Raw genomic sequence first — 14,148 nt, forward strand, 5'->3', positions numbered from 1 at the left:
CGAAACTGTTAGGAGAGATCCGTGACCCGCACCCCCGTAATGGATCGTATCACCGTCCCCAGGCCGGAAAACGTGCCGGCCGATCGCGTCGTGGACATTGACTATTACAACCTGGTCCACGGCGACGAGGACGTGCACCTCGCCTGGAAACGCCTGCAGGACGGGCCCGACATCGTGTGGACCCCGCACAATGGCGGCCACTGGATCTTCACGCGCTTCGAAGACATCAAGGCCGCGCAGACCGACCATGCCCATTTCTCGATGCGGAGCATCGGCGCGCCCTATTCCCCCACCAATTTCAAGCCGCTCAATCTCGATCCGCCCGAGCATGCGCCCTATCGCCGGCTGATCATGCCGCACTTCCTGCCCAAGCAGGTCGATCGCCTGGAAGGCGTCGCCCGCCAGACCGCGATCGAGCTGATCGAAGGCTTTGCCGACGCCGGGCACTGCGAGTTCATCACCGATTTCGCCAAGATCCTGCCCGTCACCGTCTTTCTCGGGCTGATCGACCTGCCGATGTCGGATCGCGACCAGATCCAGCCCTATGCGGACCAGGCCACGCGCGGCACCCAGGAAGAGCGGGCGAACGCCCACCGCCAGATGGCCGCCTATCTCAGCGCAAGGCTCGACGAACGCATCGCCGCTCCCGGCGACGACCTGTTCGGGCAGATCATCAAGGCGGAGGTCGATGGCGCTCCGATCACCCGCGCCGATCTGATGAGCATCTGCCTGCTGCTGCTGTTCGGCGGCCTGGACACCGTCGCCTCGATGCTGGGCTTTATCGCGCGCTTCCTCGCGATGAATCCCGATCATCGGCGCCAGCTCGCCGAACGGATCGACGATGTACCGTTCATCCGGCATGCGGTGGAGGAGTTGATCCGCCGCCACGGCGTCGCCAACACCAGTCGCGTCGTGACGATGGACTATGCGTACAAGGACGTGCTGCTGCGCGAGGGCGACATCGTGCAGGCGCCCAACCTGTTCGCCGGGCTGGACGACCGGGTGGTCCCGAACCCGCTGACGGTCGACTTCTCCCGCAAGTTTCCGATTCCCCATGCCGCGTTCGGGAACGGTCCGCACACCTGCCCCGGTGCCGTGCTCGCCCGGCGCGAGATCGAAGTGTTTCTGCGCGAATGGCTGCGCCGCATTCCGGACTTCGAGCTGGCGGGACCCGCGCGCATGGCGTCGGGTGCCGTCAACGGCGTGGAGGCGCTGCCGCTGCGCTGGCCTTCCCAGGGCGGCTGAGGACCCATCGCTGCCCCATATCGTCACCCCGGCGAAAGCCGGGGTCCATTGGGGTCTCGCTGTCGGCTTTCACGGTGACCGGGAGGCGAATGGATCCCGGCTTTCGCCGGGATGACGGTGTGCGGCATGGTGAGTCCGCCTCAATGCACCTTGGTATTAGAGCGTGCTGGGCGGGACGCGGAATCGCGTTTCGCCATAGCCGGCCTCCTCGGGGATCGTGATCTCGATCCCGTCCTCGGTCGGCACCAGCACCGGCTCCACCGTGAACGGCTTGCGCATCCGCGCACGGTCCACGGCATCCGCTACCGAATCGCTCTCGGCCAGGCGCTTCAGGTTCATCAGCGTCGGAAACAGCAGCTGGCTCTCGCCCCGCGCGACCTGATCGAGCAGCGCCGCGGGCGACACCCATTCGAGCGCGACCGTCTCGCTCCCATCGGCACGCGCCTGCTGCCCGGCAGGCATGCGCGCGAGGAAGAAATGCGTGTCGAACCGCTTGGCGCGATGCGCGGGCGTGATCCAGTGGCCGAAAGCTACCAGCCGATCGAGCGCCAGCGGGGCACCGGCTTGTGCTGCCAGCGCGCGAAAGTCCACCGATGCCGGCGCCGCCTTGGGCAACGGCCCCAGAAACACGCCGCACTCCTCATGCACCTCGCGCAGCGCGGCGATCCGCAGGGCCCGCTCCTCGGCGGCGAGGTCGTCCGGCGCAACCAGCGTGCGCCACGCCTCCGATGCATCCGTGGGTTCCACCGCGCCGCCGGGAAAGACGAGTGCCGACGCGAAGGACTGGCGTGCGTTGCGCCGCACCATCAGCACCTCGAACGGATCGTCGCGGAGCACCAGCACCGATGCGGCGCGGCGCGGCGCCGCGGCAGGCGCGGTGCTCACCGAACAGCCGCCGGCACGGGCTGCCCGATGAACCGGCCCAGCCGAGCGGCGATGATCGCCTCCGCCTCGGCGACCATGCGCGCAACCAGTTCGCTGCAGGTCGGCACATCGTGGATCAGGCCCTGCACCATGCTCGCCCAGAAGACGCCGGCTTCGAGATCGCCGGTCTTGAGCACCACCCGGCCCGCCGCCCCGGCGACGAGCGGCGCGACGTCCTGGAACGTCGATTCCGGCGCGGCCAGCCGCCGCACGACTTCGTCCGACACCGCGCTCTTGGCCACGCGCGCGGTGTTGTGAAACTTGCGCAGGATCAGGTTGGTGCCGCGTTCGTCGTTCGCCAGGATCGCCTGCTTCACCTTGTCATGGATCGGCGCTTCCACCGTCGCACAGAACCGGGTGCCCATATTGACCCCGTCGGCGCCCAGCGCGAGCGCCGCCACCAGCCCGCGGCCATCGCCGATCCCGCCGCTGGCCAGCATGGGGATCTTCACCTGATCCGCCGCCGCCGGGATCAGCACAAGGCCCGGAACATCGTCTTCGCCCGGGTGCCCGGCGCATTCGAAACCGTCGATCGAAATGACGTCCACCCCCTTGCGCTCGGCCGACACGGCGTGGCGAACCGAGGTGCACTTGTGGAGGATGCGGATGTCGGCCGCCTTGAACATTTCCCACAGTTCGGCAACGGCGGACGTACCGGCCGTCTCGACCACGCGAATACCGGCATCGATGATCGCCTGGGCATAGCCGCGATAATCGGGCGAGTTCATCGTCGGAAACACGGTGAGGTTCACGCCGAAGGGACGGTCGGTCATGCTGCGGCAGCGCTCGATCTCGTCGCGCAGTGCGTCAGGGCTGGGTTGCGTCAGCGCGGTCAGCATGCCGAGCGCACCCGCGTTCGATACCGCGCTTGCCATCTCGGCCAGCCCCACCGATTGCATGCCGCCCTGCACGATCGGATGCTCGATGCCGAGCAACTCCGTGATCCGCGTCCTCAATGCCATACCGGTATCGCCTCATCGCTACACTCTAGATCGCGCGATTGATGGCAGAAGAGCGTTGCTGCGTTAACGCGCGACGGCGGCGTTCCGCGCCTTAGCACATATTTGATGAGCATGCGGCAGGCCACGCACGGCTTGCATTGGCGAACCATCTCGGTTGCAAGCAGCGGAGGAAGTGGAGCAGCGTGACGGCATGGTGAGCATAGCATTCGTCGAGCCCGACGGTACCGTCCGCACCATCGACGGACGCGAGGGGCTTACCGTCATGGAGACGGCCAAGCGGGTCGGCATCGCCGGGATCGAGGCGGAATGCGGGGGGGCGTGCAGCTGCGCGACCTGCCATGTCATCGTCGATCCCGACTGGTTCGCGCGCGTCGGCCCGCCCGGCGACGAGGAACGCGAACTGCTCGATTTCGCGCGCCAGGTCGCGCCCACGTCGCGGCTGTCCTGCCAGATCCACCTGACGCGCGCACTCGATGGGCTGCGGGTGGCCGTGCCGCCCGCCCACCCCTGATCCAGCGGAGACATGGTATGACCACGGGCTATCTCGAACGCTATGACAACATCGCCTTCCGCCGCGAGGACGGGGTGCTGGAAGTGCGTCTGCACACCCGCGGCGGACCTGCCCGATGGGCGGCATGGGGCGGCCTGCACCGCCAGCTGGGCCCCGCCTTCCACGACATCGCACAGGATCGCGAGGTGCGAGCGATCATCCTCACCGGGACCGGCGACAGCTTCTGCCAGGGCTATGACGATCAGGGCGAGGCAATGCCCAAAATGGGGCCGGCGGTATGGGACGCGCTGTTCAACGAAGGGCGTCGGATGCTGCACAATCTGCTGGCGATCGAGGTCCCGGTGATCGCCGCCGTCAACGGCCCGGCGCTGATCCATGCCGAGCTGGCGGTCCTCTCGGATATCGTCCTCGCCTCCCAGACCGCCCGCTTCGCGGACAAGGCCCATGCGATCGCCGGCGTCGTGCCCGGCGATGGCGTCCACAGCGTCTGGCCGATGCTGCTGGGCCCCAATCGCGGCCGCTACTTCCTGCTCACCGGCGAGGAGATCGATGCGCAGGAAGCGCTGCGCCTCGGCATCGTCGGCGAGGTCCTGTCGCCGGATGCGCTGCTGCCGCGGGCGTGGGAGCATGCCCGCCGGCTCGCGGCGCTGCCCCCGCAGGCGATGCGCTACACGCGCATCGCGCTGACCGAGCGACTCCGCGCCGAGATGGGGCGGAGCCTGGGCTATGGGCTGATGCTGGAGGGGATGGCGATCCTCGGCGGTCGCGAGGCCCGCGGGGCTTCCTAGGCCGGGCCCCGCCCCTCACCCCCGGGCGTTGAGGGTCACGATGCTGTCGCCGAACGGCTCGTCGCGATTCTTCAGCGCCTGCTTCAGCCCGACTTCGCCGACATCCTTGCGAAACTGCACCCGCCGCGGCCCCTGCGCGAGATGGGCGCGGGCATCGAGTTCCGCCGTCAGCCGCATCGCCGTCTTGGCACCCATCAGCTCCATCTGGAGATTGACGGCGCGCTTGTGCGTCGAAAGGATCTCGGCGTCGACGTTGGAGATACGGCGCGCCATTTCGGCCACCGCCGCGTCGAGTTCGTCGGCCGGCCAGGAATCGAGCACCAGGCCGATGCGGGCAGCGTCGCGCCCCAGCAGCGTGTCGCCGGTGAAGAGCATGCGCTTCGTCCATTGCGGGCCGAGATGGTACAGCCACATGTTGGTCGGCGGGGTGCCGTTGGCCCGTGCGGCGGGAAAGCCGATCTTCGCGTCGTCGGCCGCCATCACCAGGTCGCAGCTGAGCGCGAGATCGGTGCCGCCGGCAAGGCAATAGCCCTGCACCTTGCAGAGGACCGGCTTGTGCAGGTCGAGCAGGATCGCGGTGAGCGCCTGCTGGCGCTCGAGGTGCCAGCAGTCATTGTCGATCGTCGTCGAGCGGCCGCGATAGCGGTCGGCATCGAATTCGGGCTCGGCATCCTTGCCGCCGCCATAGCTGCCGGTCAGGTCATAGCCGGCGCAGAAATCGCGGCCCTCGCCACCGAGGACGATCACGTTCACCTCCGCGAGGTCGTCCGCCTCCAGCAGGGCCTGGTGGAGTTCGCCGAGCATCTGGGCATTCAGCGTGTTGCGCTTGTCGGGGCGGTTCAGCGTGATCCATGCCACGCGGTCACGCACGTCGAAGCGCAGCGTTTCGCTGCTCTTGAGCCACTTGGCCGTCGACGTCATGCTTCTCTCCTGTGATCGATATTCGAAACCAATGTAGCGGCCGGATGCCGCTCAGCGAGCCCCTGGCAGGAAGCGGTTGACGATATCGCCGACCAGATAGTCGGCGACGCCGGGCGCATCCAACGCGTCGAGCGTGAAGCCGTCGGCGGCGAAGATCGCGCGATGCAGCTCCGGCTCCGGAAAGACGCCGATCTCGTCCCCCTGCACGAAGAAGTCGCGCCCGGATACATGCGCCGCGGCATCGCTGCACAGCCACACGGCGAGCGCGGCGACGCTCTCGGGCATCGGCATGGTGCGGCGCAGGGCGAGGGGGCGGTTCCAGTTGAACGTCTGCCCCAGCGCGCGCGAACGCTCGATCGTCCACATCACGCCTTCGGTCCGGGTCGTCGTCTGCGCCGAGATCGGCCGGATCATGTTGCAGCGGACGCCGAATTCGCCGAGGTCGCGCGCCACCGTGCGCGTCAGCCCCGCCACCCCTTCCTTGGCGGCGGAATAGTTGCTCATCCCGTAATGGCCATAGCCGGAGGTCGAGCCGGTATTGACGATCACTCCGCCCTTCTGGGCGATGAACACGGGCGCCGCGGCCCGGATCGTCGCGAAGCTGCCCTTCAGGCTGACGTCGAGCACCAGGTCCCAGTCCTGCTCGGTCAGCTGGTCGATCCGGCCGGCGCGGACGATGCCGGCATTGTTCACCAGAATGTCGATCCGCCCCCAGGTATCCACCGCCTTGGCGACGATAGCCGCGCCTCCGTCCATGCTGGCGACGCTCGAGCCTTCCGCCATCGCCTCGCCGCCGGCCGCAACGATCTCGTCGACAACCTGCTGCGCGATCCCGGCATCGCCCGATTCGTCGCCGTTCGGGCCGCCCCCCAGGTCGTTGACGACCACACGCGCGCCTTCCCGGGCGAACAGCAGTGCCTGTGCGCGCCCGATATTGCGGCCTGCACCTGTGACCACGGCCACCTTGCCTGCGAAACGACCGGACATTGGAATGCTCCTGCTTGAAAACGAGATCGCGCATGGGATGCCCCGGCACAGGAGCGAAGAAAACCGCGACACCGCTTCCGCCCCACCCTCATCATGAATGTGGACGACCGCGGTCGGATCGTCCGGCAGCGGAGCACCCGATCGCCCGCGACCGTCAGACGCCCTTTCGGAACAGCCCGATCTCCGCCTTGCCGATGAAGGTCCGCAGGATTTCGTCCGAACCTTCCAGGATGCGCGCGACGCGCAGGTCGCGCAGCCACGCCTCGAGCGGCAGTTCCTTCGACAACCCCATCGCGCCCATGATCTGGATCATGCGATCGACCGTCGCGCCGGCCGCCTCGACGGCCTTCAGCTTGGCGATGTTGGCGGCGGTGCGGGCATCCTCCCCCTGATCGTGCTTCCAGGCCGCTTCCCAGGTAAGCCAGCGCGCCGCGTTGATGGCGGCGCGGCTGTCCGCGATCGCGAACTGGGTCGCCTGCTGGGCGGCGAGCGGTTTGCCGAACACCTCACGCACACGCGCCCATTCGGTGCCGAGCCGCAGCGCCTCTTCGGCCACGCCGATCGCACGCGCGGCATAGAGCAGCCGCGCCCGCAACACCCAGGCGCCGGCGAGCGCAAGGCCGCCGCCATCGGTCCCGATCAGATTCTCCCCGGGAACGCGCACCTGCTCCAGCCGTAGCTCGCACGGCCAGTGGTCGCGCAGCACGGGAAGGTCGCGCACGACCTCCAGTCCCGGCATGCCCGCTTCTACCAGGAACGCGCTGATGCCCGCTTCCGTGCGGGCATAGACCACGCCATAGCGGGCATATTGGGCATGGGTGATCCACATCTTGGTGCCGGTCAGCACCCAGCTCTCGCCATCGCGCACCGCTCTCGTCCGAATGGCGCGGACCGGATCGCTTCCGCCGGTCGCCTCGGCGATGCCGGTGAAGCCGTACCAGCCCTGCTCGATCGAAGGCACGACCCAACGCGCGATCTGATCCGCATTGGCCTGATACATCACGATGGGTGGCGGATGCCCGAAGACGCCGCCGCCCGGCTGCGGAAAGCAGAATTTATGCTTGCTCGCCTGTTCCGCCACCACGACAAAGGCGAACGACGACAGCCCCGCGCCGCCGAAGCGCTCCGGCGCGTCGAAACACCAATAGCCCGCCTCGCGCGCGCGGCGCTGCAACGCGACGAGCTGGTCGTGCGGGATCTGCCGCGCTTCCGTCGGCAATGCCGCTTCGACGGGCCGGATCTCGTCGCGAACGAAGCGCTCGACGGCATCCGCAAGCATCGCCAGATCCTCCGGCAAGGCAAAGCCGTTGAAGCTCATCGGCGCGCTGACCGGCCGCGCACCTTCAGATGACGCCAGCCGCCCGCAGGGCTTCGCGCCGCTCGGCGTTGATGCCGAGCTTCGCTTCCAGCACCTCGTCGGTGTGCTGACCGAACATCGGTGGCGGCGCATAGTCGGTAATCGGCGTTTCGGAGAAGCGCATCGGGCTGCGGATGAGGCCCAGCGCCGGGCTGAGCGGATGGTCGACATCGACCCGCAGGCCGCGATGGCGAACCTGTTCGTCCTGGAACACCTCGCCGAGATCGTTTACCGGCCCGCTCGGCACGCCGGCCGCGTCGAGCCGCTGCAGCCATTCCGCGCGCGGCCGGGCCATGAAGATCGCGTTGAACACCTCGGTCAGCGCGTTGCGGTTGCGGACCCGATCGGCATTGGTGCGGAACCGCTCGTCCTCGATCAGTTCGGGGTGCTCGACGGCGTGGCACAGGCGGACATATTGCGTCTCGTTGCCGGCGGTCAGCATGATCGGCCGATCCGCCGTCGGGAACATCGCCGCCGGCATGCCGCCATTGCCCTGCGTCCCCCGCCGCACCGGAATCTCGCCGGAGACGAGGTGGATCTGCGCATAATGCGACATCGCGGCGACAACGGAATCGAGCAGCGCGATATCGATATACTGGCCGCTGCCCCCCTGCCCGTCGCGATAGTATAGCGCGCCGAGCACCGCGGAGAGCGCGTTCATCGACGCCAGCACGTCGGCGATCGACGGCCCCATCTTCATCGGGCCGCCGCCCACCTCCCCATCGGGCAGCCCGGTGACGCTCATCAGCCCCCCCATGCCCTGGAAGATCGCATCATAGCCCGGTCGCTTGGCATAGGGACCATCCTGGCCATAGCCGGTGATCGAGCAATAGATCAGCCGCGGGTTGATCGCCTTCAGGCTTTCATAGTCTAGCCCGTAGCGTTTCAGGTCGCCGACCTTGTAGTTCTCGAGCAGGACATCGGAATCGGCCGCCAGCCGGCGGATCAGTTCCTGCCCCTCGTGCTTGGCGATATTGATCGTGACCGACTTCTTGTTGCGATTGGCCGAGAGATAAAAGGCATTCTCCCGCGTCTGCGCGCCGTCCGCGTCGGTCAGATAGGGGCCGCCATAAATGCGGGAGTCATCGCCGCTGCCGGGACGCTCGACCTTGGTCACCTCGGCCCCCAGGTCGCCGAGCATCTGTGCGGTCAGGGGGCCGGCGAGCACGCGGGTGAGATCCAGCACACGGATGCCGGAAAGCGGGCGTTGAGCCATCGAAGTTCCTTGTCACCTTGGGCCCATCCATCGCGGATCGACCGATCACACGGCCCCCGGCATTTGCCGGAAGCATCAGCAATTCTAGTATAGATTCAAGCGCATCGCCCGCCGTGCCGCACGCAGGCCGAAGATGAACGACGCCGCGATCGACGCGCCTGCGCCGGGATATACCCCACCCGTCACCGAGGCGGTGCAATTGCCTGTCGCATAGAGACCCGGAATGGCGGTGCCGTCGGGCCTGAGCACGCGGCCGTCCTCGTCGGTCACGAGACCGCCATAGGTCCCGACGTCGCCAGGAAACATCTGCACCGCGTAAAAGGGTGGACGATCGATCGCGCCGAGGCAGGGATTGGGCTTCACCGAGGCGTCGCCGCCGAACCGATCATAATGGCGCGCACCCTTGGCGAAATCCTCGTCCACGCCGCGCTCGGCGAAGCGGGTCATGCGTTCCGCACTGCGGACCAAGCCAGCGGCATCGACGCCGATCTTGCCGGCGAGGGCCTCCAGGCTGTCCGCTTTGACCATATAGCCCTTTTCGAACCAGCTCGGCGGGGTCAACAGCGGCGGGAACTTGCCCCAGACGTAATTGTTGCGGTGGCGGCTATCCAGAATGGCCCAGACCGGCTTGCCGGTGCGCTCGACGACATCGTGCATGCGCTCGCCGGTTTCCATGTAGCTGCCGGCCTCGTTGCAGAAACGCTCCCCCTTGGCGTCCACCAGCATCATGTACGGCTTGGCCAGATCCTGGGGGTGCATCAGCGGCACGCTGGCACCGGGCGGCAGGGATCCGGGAATCCACACGGCCTTGTCGAGATTGTCGGTGTCGGCGCCCAGCGCGATCGCCTGTTCCAGCATTTCCCCGGTGTCGCCGGGATTGGCATTGGTCCAGCTGGTCGAGGTCGGCGTGCGGTGGTAGCGATCGCGCATCGCCTGGTTGCGCGCAAAGCCGCCAATGTTCAGCAACACGCCGTCGCGTGCACGGATCCGCCGGCTCTGGCCATCGATCACAGCGACGACACCGATCACGCCGCCGTCCTCGGACAGGATGAATTCCTGCACGCCGGCTTCGGTGCGGATGTCGACATCGTTCTGTAGCGCGGCATAAAGCATCTGCGCCTGAATCGCGGTCCCGGCACTGACCAGATGCTTGCCGGTGATCCGCATCCGCATCATGCGGAACGCCAGCGCCAGCGCGGCAAGGCGCCCTTCCCAGGTCCGTTTCGCGAGCGACACACGGTGCATTTCGCGCCGCTTGAAGGGGACCGGGAACGGCCCCTTGCGCAGCCGCCCCTCCCATTCGCCGAGCTTGCGCGTATCGAACAGCGTCATGCCGATCGATCTGCCGCGCGGCGCGCCGCCGGGACGGTCGTCATAATAGTCGGACCAGCCGTCGAAGCGGCGGAATCGAACGCCCTTCTCTTCGAGATACTCGACCATCTCGGGGCCGGTTCGCAGATAGGCCTCGGTACGGGCCGGGGTTACGCCCTTGCCGCCGTCGCCGACGGTTTGCGCCAGATATTCCAGTCCGCGCTCGAAGCTGTCCTGAATCCCCTCACGCCGCAGCAATGGATTGTTCGGGATCCACAGCACGCCGCCCGACATGGCGGTCGAGCCGCCGACCTTGTCGGTCTTCTCCAGTATCAGCGGCGTCTTCCCGGCATCCTTGACCGCCAGCGCCGCGGCGAACGAGCCGCCGCCGGAGCCCACGATCAGGAAGTCGACCTCCTCGTCGAACATCTGCTTCACGCCATGAACTCGTGCAGGGCGCGGTGAAAGTTGGAAACCGCCAGTTCCTGCTTCGGGTTGGTCCGCGATCCCTTGAATCCTCGGCTCTTCATGCCCTGCTGGAGATCGGCCATGTTCTGGAAGTCCTGGGTGAGGATCAGGCCCCAGTCGGCGATGCTGGTGATATCGGGCCGGACCGAAAGCGTCGGGCGGGGCTCCTTGCCCTCCGGATAGCGCTCCAGCGCATAGACATCGAAGATGCAGCTGTCGGGATCATCCCCGTTCGGCCGTGCGCGATAGCCGAGCAGATGGCAGGGACCATGGAGGAAGACCATGTTGGGGAAGATGTGCCACGACGTGCCGGCCTTGCCCATCGCCTCCGGGGTCAGGTCCGCGGGCCAGCCTGCGCCCCCCGCCTCATGCTCCTCGCGGTTGAAACGCATGAAGGCGCGGACAACCTCCATCGGCTCGGCGTCCGCAGGCATTTCCGCGCGCAGGCGCTTGGCGGCACGCAGCGTGTGCTCCGTCATCGTCGTGTCGAGCGTCTCGAGCAGCTCCTCAAACACGCGGACCACGGCGTCGCGGACATCCAGATCCGCCGGCGGATCGCCCAGCCGCGGCGACGGCAGGCCAAGCGGCCGGCCAGGGCCATAGCCGAACATGCCGTGCAGGCCGTGCTTGCGGCTGATCGTGTAATCCGAGGTGAAGGCGAGCAACTGGCGATGCGTCGTCTGGACGTGATAGCCTTCCGAAAAGGCTTCCAGCGCCACCTTCCAGTTGGCCGGAAGCACCGCCTGGCGCCGCCATTTATAGCGCATCTTGCCGATCTCGAACATGTCGAGATATTCGGGCGCGGGGTCGAGCCACTCGAGCAGCGGCGGCGTCTCCGCGTCGGGGCACACGAATACCCAGCCGTTCCACGTATCGACGCGGACCGGCTCCAGCGCGATCTCCGCATCGTCGAGCGTGCCGTCCCAGTCCGCCCGATCGATCACATCGACCGAACGACCGTCCAGGTCCCATTTCCAGCCATGATATTTGCAATGGAACCGTCCCATCCGGCCACAGCCGCTGGTCAGCTTGCGCCCCCGGTGCGGGCAGACATTGAAGAACGCCTTCAGCTCTCCCGCGGCGGTCCGCACGATCGTGATCGACTCGTGCGCGATCTCATAGGTGATGAAGTCGCCTGGCGCTTCGAGCTCCTCCTCGCGCCCGGCCATCTGCCAGGCGCGAGTCCAGAGCCGCTCGCGCTCGAGGCGCGCGAAATCCGGCGAGATATAGTCGCTCGCCGGCACGAAATCGTCGCGAACGGGAGAGGTGGCGGATACGGCGGTAAGCATGGTCAATAGGTCCTTCGCCTGGGGCGTCCCTTTGGTCACAAGCTATGGCGCTCGCAGGAGCCGGGCAACCGATCCCGCACGCACTGCACATATGTGATCGAGCGCGCGCGCCGGTGGCGCCGGCACGCGATGCCGATAACAGGGAAGCGAGCGCGGGAGAGTAGTAGCGATGGACCAGGAACGTACCGACCGTATCGAGATGATTCGCGACAGCGCCTCGGCGGTGGTTTCCGCCGATGGTGACGTGTCGCGCATACGCGGCCTCCGCTTCGGTGATCGCGATTTCGATGCGGCGACCTGGCAGGAAATGCTCGCGCTCGGCTGGATCCCGTTGCTGGTGCCCGAAGACGCCGGCGGCGCCGGGCTCGGCATGGGCGAATATTGCGCGCTCGCCGAGATCATGGGGCGCGGCCTGGTTCCCGAGCCCTTCGTCGCCGCGGTTCCCGCCGTCGCCGCGCTGCCGGACGCGGCGCGCGACGCGGTGCTGGCCGGCCACAGCCTCTACCTGCCGGCGCTGGGCGGGAACATCGCGGTGCGTGGCGGAAGGCTGTCCGGTCGCTGCACGGGCGTCCTGTCGGCGCGCCACGCCGACGGGTTCCTGATTTTGGCGGATACCGGCTTCTGGGTCGTCGAGGCCGGCGACGTCACACTGACCAGCGTCGGCGCACAGGACGGGCGCAGTATCGCCACCATTGCCATGTCCGACTCGCCGGCGCGCCCGGCGACGGGCGACGGATTGACCGCCGAACGTCTGCGTCTGGGCATCGCAGCCGAATTGCTGGGCATCGGCCAGCGCGCGTTCGACATCACGCTCGACCATCTGCGAACGCGCCAGCAATTCGGCCGCGCGATCGGCAGCTTCCAGGCATTGCAGCATCGCTGTGCGGATCTGCTCGTGCAGATCGAACTGGCACGCGCCGCAGTGGATGCCGCCGCCCGTGCTTTCGACTCGGGACGCGAACGCGATGCGATACGGCAGGCAGTCTCCCGAGCGAAGGCCCGCGCCGGAGACATGGCGATGCTGGTGACACGGCAGGGCATCCAGCTCCACGGCGGCATCGGCTTCGCCGACGAAAGCGATATCGGCCTGTATCTCCGCCGCGCCATGGTGCTGGTGAACCAGGGGGGAAGCCCCGGCTGGCACCGCAAGCGCTACGGCACGCTGTTGGCCGCGTGAGCGCCCCCGCGCCACAAGCAGCATCCGGGCCGGCAGCTGCGCAGCGGGACCATACGCTGCGCGGCGCGATGTGGATGCTGGCCGCGGCGATCACCTTCACGCTCGCCATGTCGCTGGTGAAGTTCCTGGGGAACAGCTATCCCCCCGCCGTCCAGACCTTTTGTCGCCAGGTCGTGAGCCTGGTGGTGCTGCTCCCCTTCATCCTCGCGGCGCCCGGACGCGTGCTGCGCACGGCGCGCCCAGCCTATATGCTCAGCCGCTCTGCAGCGAGCAGCCTCGCACTGATCCTCGCCTATACATCGTACCAGCAGCTTGGGCTGGCGCAGGCGAACGCGTTGTCGTTCACGCGCATCCTGTTCATGGTGCCGCTGGCGATGCTCATCCTGCGCGAGCATGTCGCGCCGGGCCGCATGCTCAGTACCCTCGTCGGATTTGGCGGCGTCGTTGTTGTCCTGCAGCCCTGGAGTGCGCACTCCATCCTCGGCTGGGGCGCTGCAGCGGGGATCGGCGCGGCGCTGCTCGCGGCCTGGGCGCTGATCGGCGTCAAGTCGATGACGCGCGACCACAGCCAGCTTACCCTGCTCGCCTGGTCGGCGATTCTGGGGGTGCTCTTCACCGCGCCCGCGGCCGCGCTGGAATGGAAGACGCCGCACGGCGTGGAACTGGTGCTGCTCGGCCTGATGGGGGCGCTGTCGACGGTGACACAGGCCTGCTACATCAAGGGCATGTCGATGGGCGAGGCCACCGCCATGGCGCCGATCGATTATACCCGGATCGTCTTCGCGTCGCTGTTCGGCTTCGCCTTTTTCGGCGAGGTCCCCGGCGGCGCCACATTGGTCGGGGCGGCGATCATCATCGGCGCGGCGCTGGCGATCACGCTGCAGGCCCGCAGGCGCGTCGTGCCGCTCGAAGCGATTCTCACGGAAACGCCTTGAGTCGCGCTCCCGCTGCGGCCGTCGACCGCGGCATAGATACTTTCGGACATCCGATAT

13 protein-coding genes are annotated in these 14,148 nt (G+C 67.4%); 5 read left to right on the forward strand and 8 right to left on the reverse strand.

The annotated features are described in order from the left end of the window. Positions 1 to 21: 21 nt before the first annotated feature. Positions 22 to 1,245, forward strand: a complete 1,224-nt coding sequence (locus tag SAZ01S_RS06555; protein WP_245824660.1) for a cytochrome P450 — start codon at positions 22 to 24, stop codon at positions 1,243 to 1,245. A 156-nt stretch (positions 1,246 to 1,401) separates the two neighbouring features. Here SAZ01S_RS06555 and SAZ01S_RS06560 read toward each other — a convergent pair whose 3' ends face one another. Both SAZ01S_RS06560 and SAZ01S_RS06565 read right to left on the reverse strand, forming a co-directional pair. Continuing rightward, complete coding sequence (locus tag SAZ01S_RS06560) at positions 1,402 to 2,130, reverse strand: NUDIX hydrolase (RefSeq protein WP_167693092.1); 729 nt, start codon at positions 2,128 to 2,130, stop codon at positions 1,402 to 1,404. Further along, positions 2,127 to 3,131: an NAD(P)H-dependent flavin oxidoreductase gene (locus tag SAZ01S_RS06565; RefSeq protein WP_084581243.1), complete on the reverse strand. Its 1,005-nt coding sequence runs from the start codon at positions 3,129 to 3,131 to the stop codon at positions 2,127 to 2,129. Before SAZ01S_RS06565 ends, SAZ01S_RS06560 begins: the two co-directional genes overlap by 4 nt. 190 nt (positions 3,132 to 3,321) lie before the next feature. Between SAZ01S_RS06565 and SAZ01S_RS06570 the strand changes: the two genes are divergently transcribed. Then, positions 3,322 to 3,642, forward strand: a complete 321-nt coding sequence (locus SAZ01S_RS06570; protein ID WP_084581564.1) for a 2Fe-2S iron-sulfur cluster-binding protein — start codon at positions 3,322 to 3,324, stop codon at positions 3,640 to 3,642. Positions 3,643 to 3,659: 17 nt separating this feature from the next. Further along, positions 3,660 to 4,430 (forward strand): enoyl-CoA hydratase/isomerase family protein, encoded by a 771-nt coding sequence (locus tag SAZ01S_RS06575; RefSeq protein WP_084581245.1) that lies wholly within the window; start codon positions 3,660 to 3,662, stop codon positions 4,428 to 4,430. A 15-nt stretch (positions 4,431 to 4,445) separates the two neighbouring features. Here SAZ01S_RS06575 and SAZ01S_RS06580 read toward each other — a convergent pair whose 3' ends face one another. From SAZ01S_RS06580 to SAZ01S_RS06605, 6 genes are all read right to left on the reverse strand, one after another. Continuing rightward, positions 4,446 to 5,351 (reverse strand): crotonase/enoyl-CoA hydratase family protein, encoded by a 906-nt coding sequence (locus SAZ01S_RS06580; protein ID WP_084581247.1) that lies wholly within the window; start codon positions 5,349 to 5,351, stop codon positions 4,446 to 4,448. A gap of 51 nt (positions 5,352 to 5,402) precedes the next feature. After that, positions 5,403 to 6,338, reverse strand: a complete 936-nt coding sequence (locus tag SAZ01S_RS06585; protein WP_084581249.1) for an SDR family oxidoreductase — start codon at positions 6,336 to 6,338, stop codon at positions 5,403 to 5,405. 154 nt (positions 6,339 to 6,492) lie between these two features. Then, positions 6,493 to 7,656, reverse strand: a complete 1,164-nt coding sequence (locus SAZ01S_RS06590) for an acyl-CoA dehydrogenase family protein (RefSeq protein ID WP_167693093.1) — start codon at positions 7,654 to 7,656, stop codon at positions 6,493 to 6,495. A gap of 25 nt (positions 7,657 to 7,681) precedes the next feature. Next, the gene (locus SAZ01S_RS06595) at positions 7,682 to 8,911 is read right to left on the reverse strand and encodes a CaiB/BaiF CoA transferase family protein (RefSeq protein WP_084581253.1); all 1,230 of its coding nucleotides are present in this window, start codon (positions 8,909 to 8,911) and stop codon (positions 7,682 to 7,684) included. An 84-nt stretch (positions 8,912 to 8,995) separates the two neighbouring features. Further along, the gene (locus SAZ01S_RS06600) at positions 8,996 to 10,651 is read right to left on the reverse strand and encodes an FAD-binding protein (RefSeq protein ID WP_084581566.1); all 1,656 of its coding nucleotides are present in this window, start codon (positions 10,649 to 10,651) and stop codon (positions 8,996 to 8,998) included. 5 nt (positions 10,652 to 10,656) lie between these two features. Further along, positions 10,657 to 11,979, reverse strand: coding sequence for an aromatic ring-hydroxylating oxygenase subunit alpha (locus SAZ01S_RS06605; protein WP_084581255.1), 1,323 nt, complete (start codon positions 11,977 to 11,979; stop codon positions 10,657 to 10,659). 169 nt (positions 11,980 to 12,148) lie between these two features. Between SAZ01S_RS06605 and SAZ01S_RS06610 the strand changes: the two genes are divergently transcribed. Beyond that, on the forward strand, positions 12,149 to 13,156 hold the full coding sequence (locus tag SAZ01S_RS06610; RefSeq protein WP_084581257.1) for an acyl-CoA dehydrogenase family protein: 1,008 nt from the start codon (positions 12,149 to 12,151) through the stop codon (positions 13,154 to 13,156). Further along, positions 13,153 to 14,091: a DMT family transporter gene (locus tag SAZ01S_RS06615; protein ID WP_218018033.1), complete on the forward strand. Its 939-nt coding sequence runs from the start codon at positions 13,153 to 13,155 to the stop codon at positions 14,089 to 14,091. The genes SAZ01S_RS06610 and SAZ01S_RS06615 overlap by 4 nt, the downstream gene beginning before the upstream one ends. Positions 14,092 to 14,148 lie beyond the last annotated feature (57 nt).

Origin of the sequence: Sphingomonas azotifigens NBRC 15497, from assembly GCF_002091475.1 — a bacterium.
In the GTDB taxonomy this organism is placed as follows: domain Bacteria; phylum Pseudomonadota; class Alphaproteobacteria; order Sphingomonadales; family Sphingomonadaceae; genus Sphingomonas; species Sphingomonas azotifigens.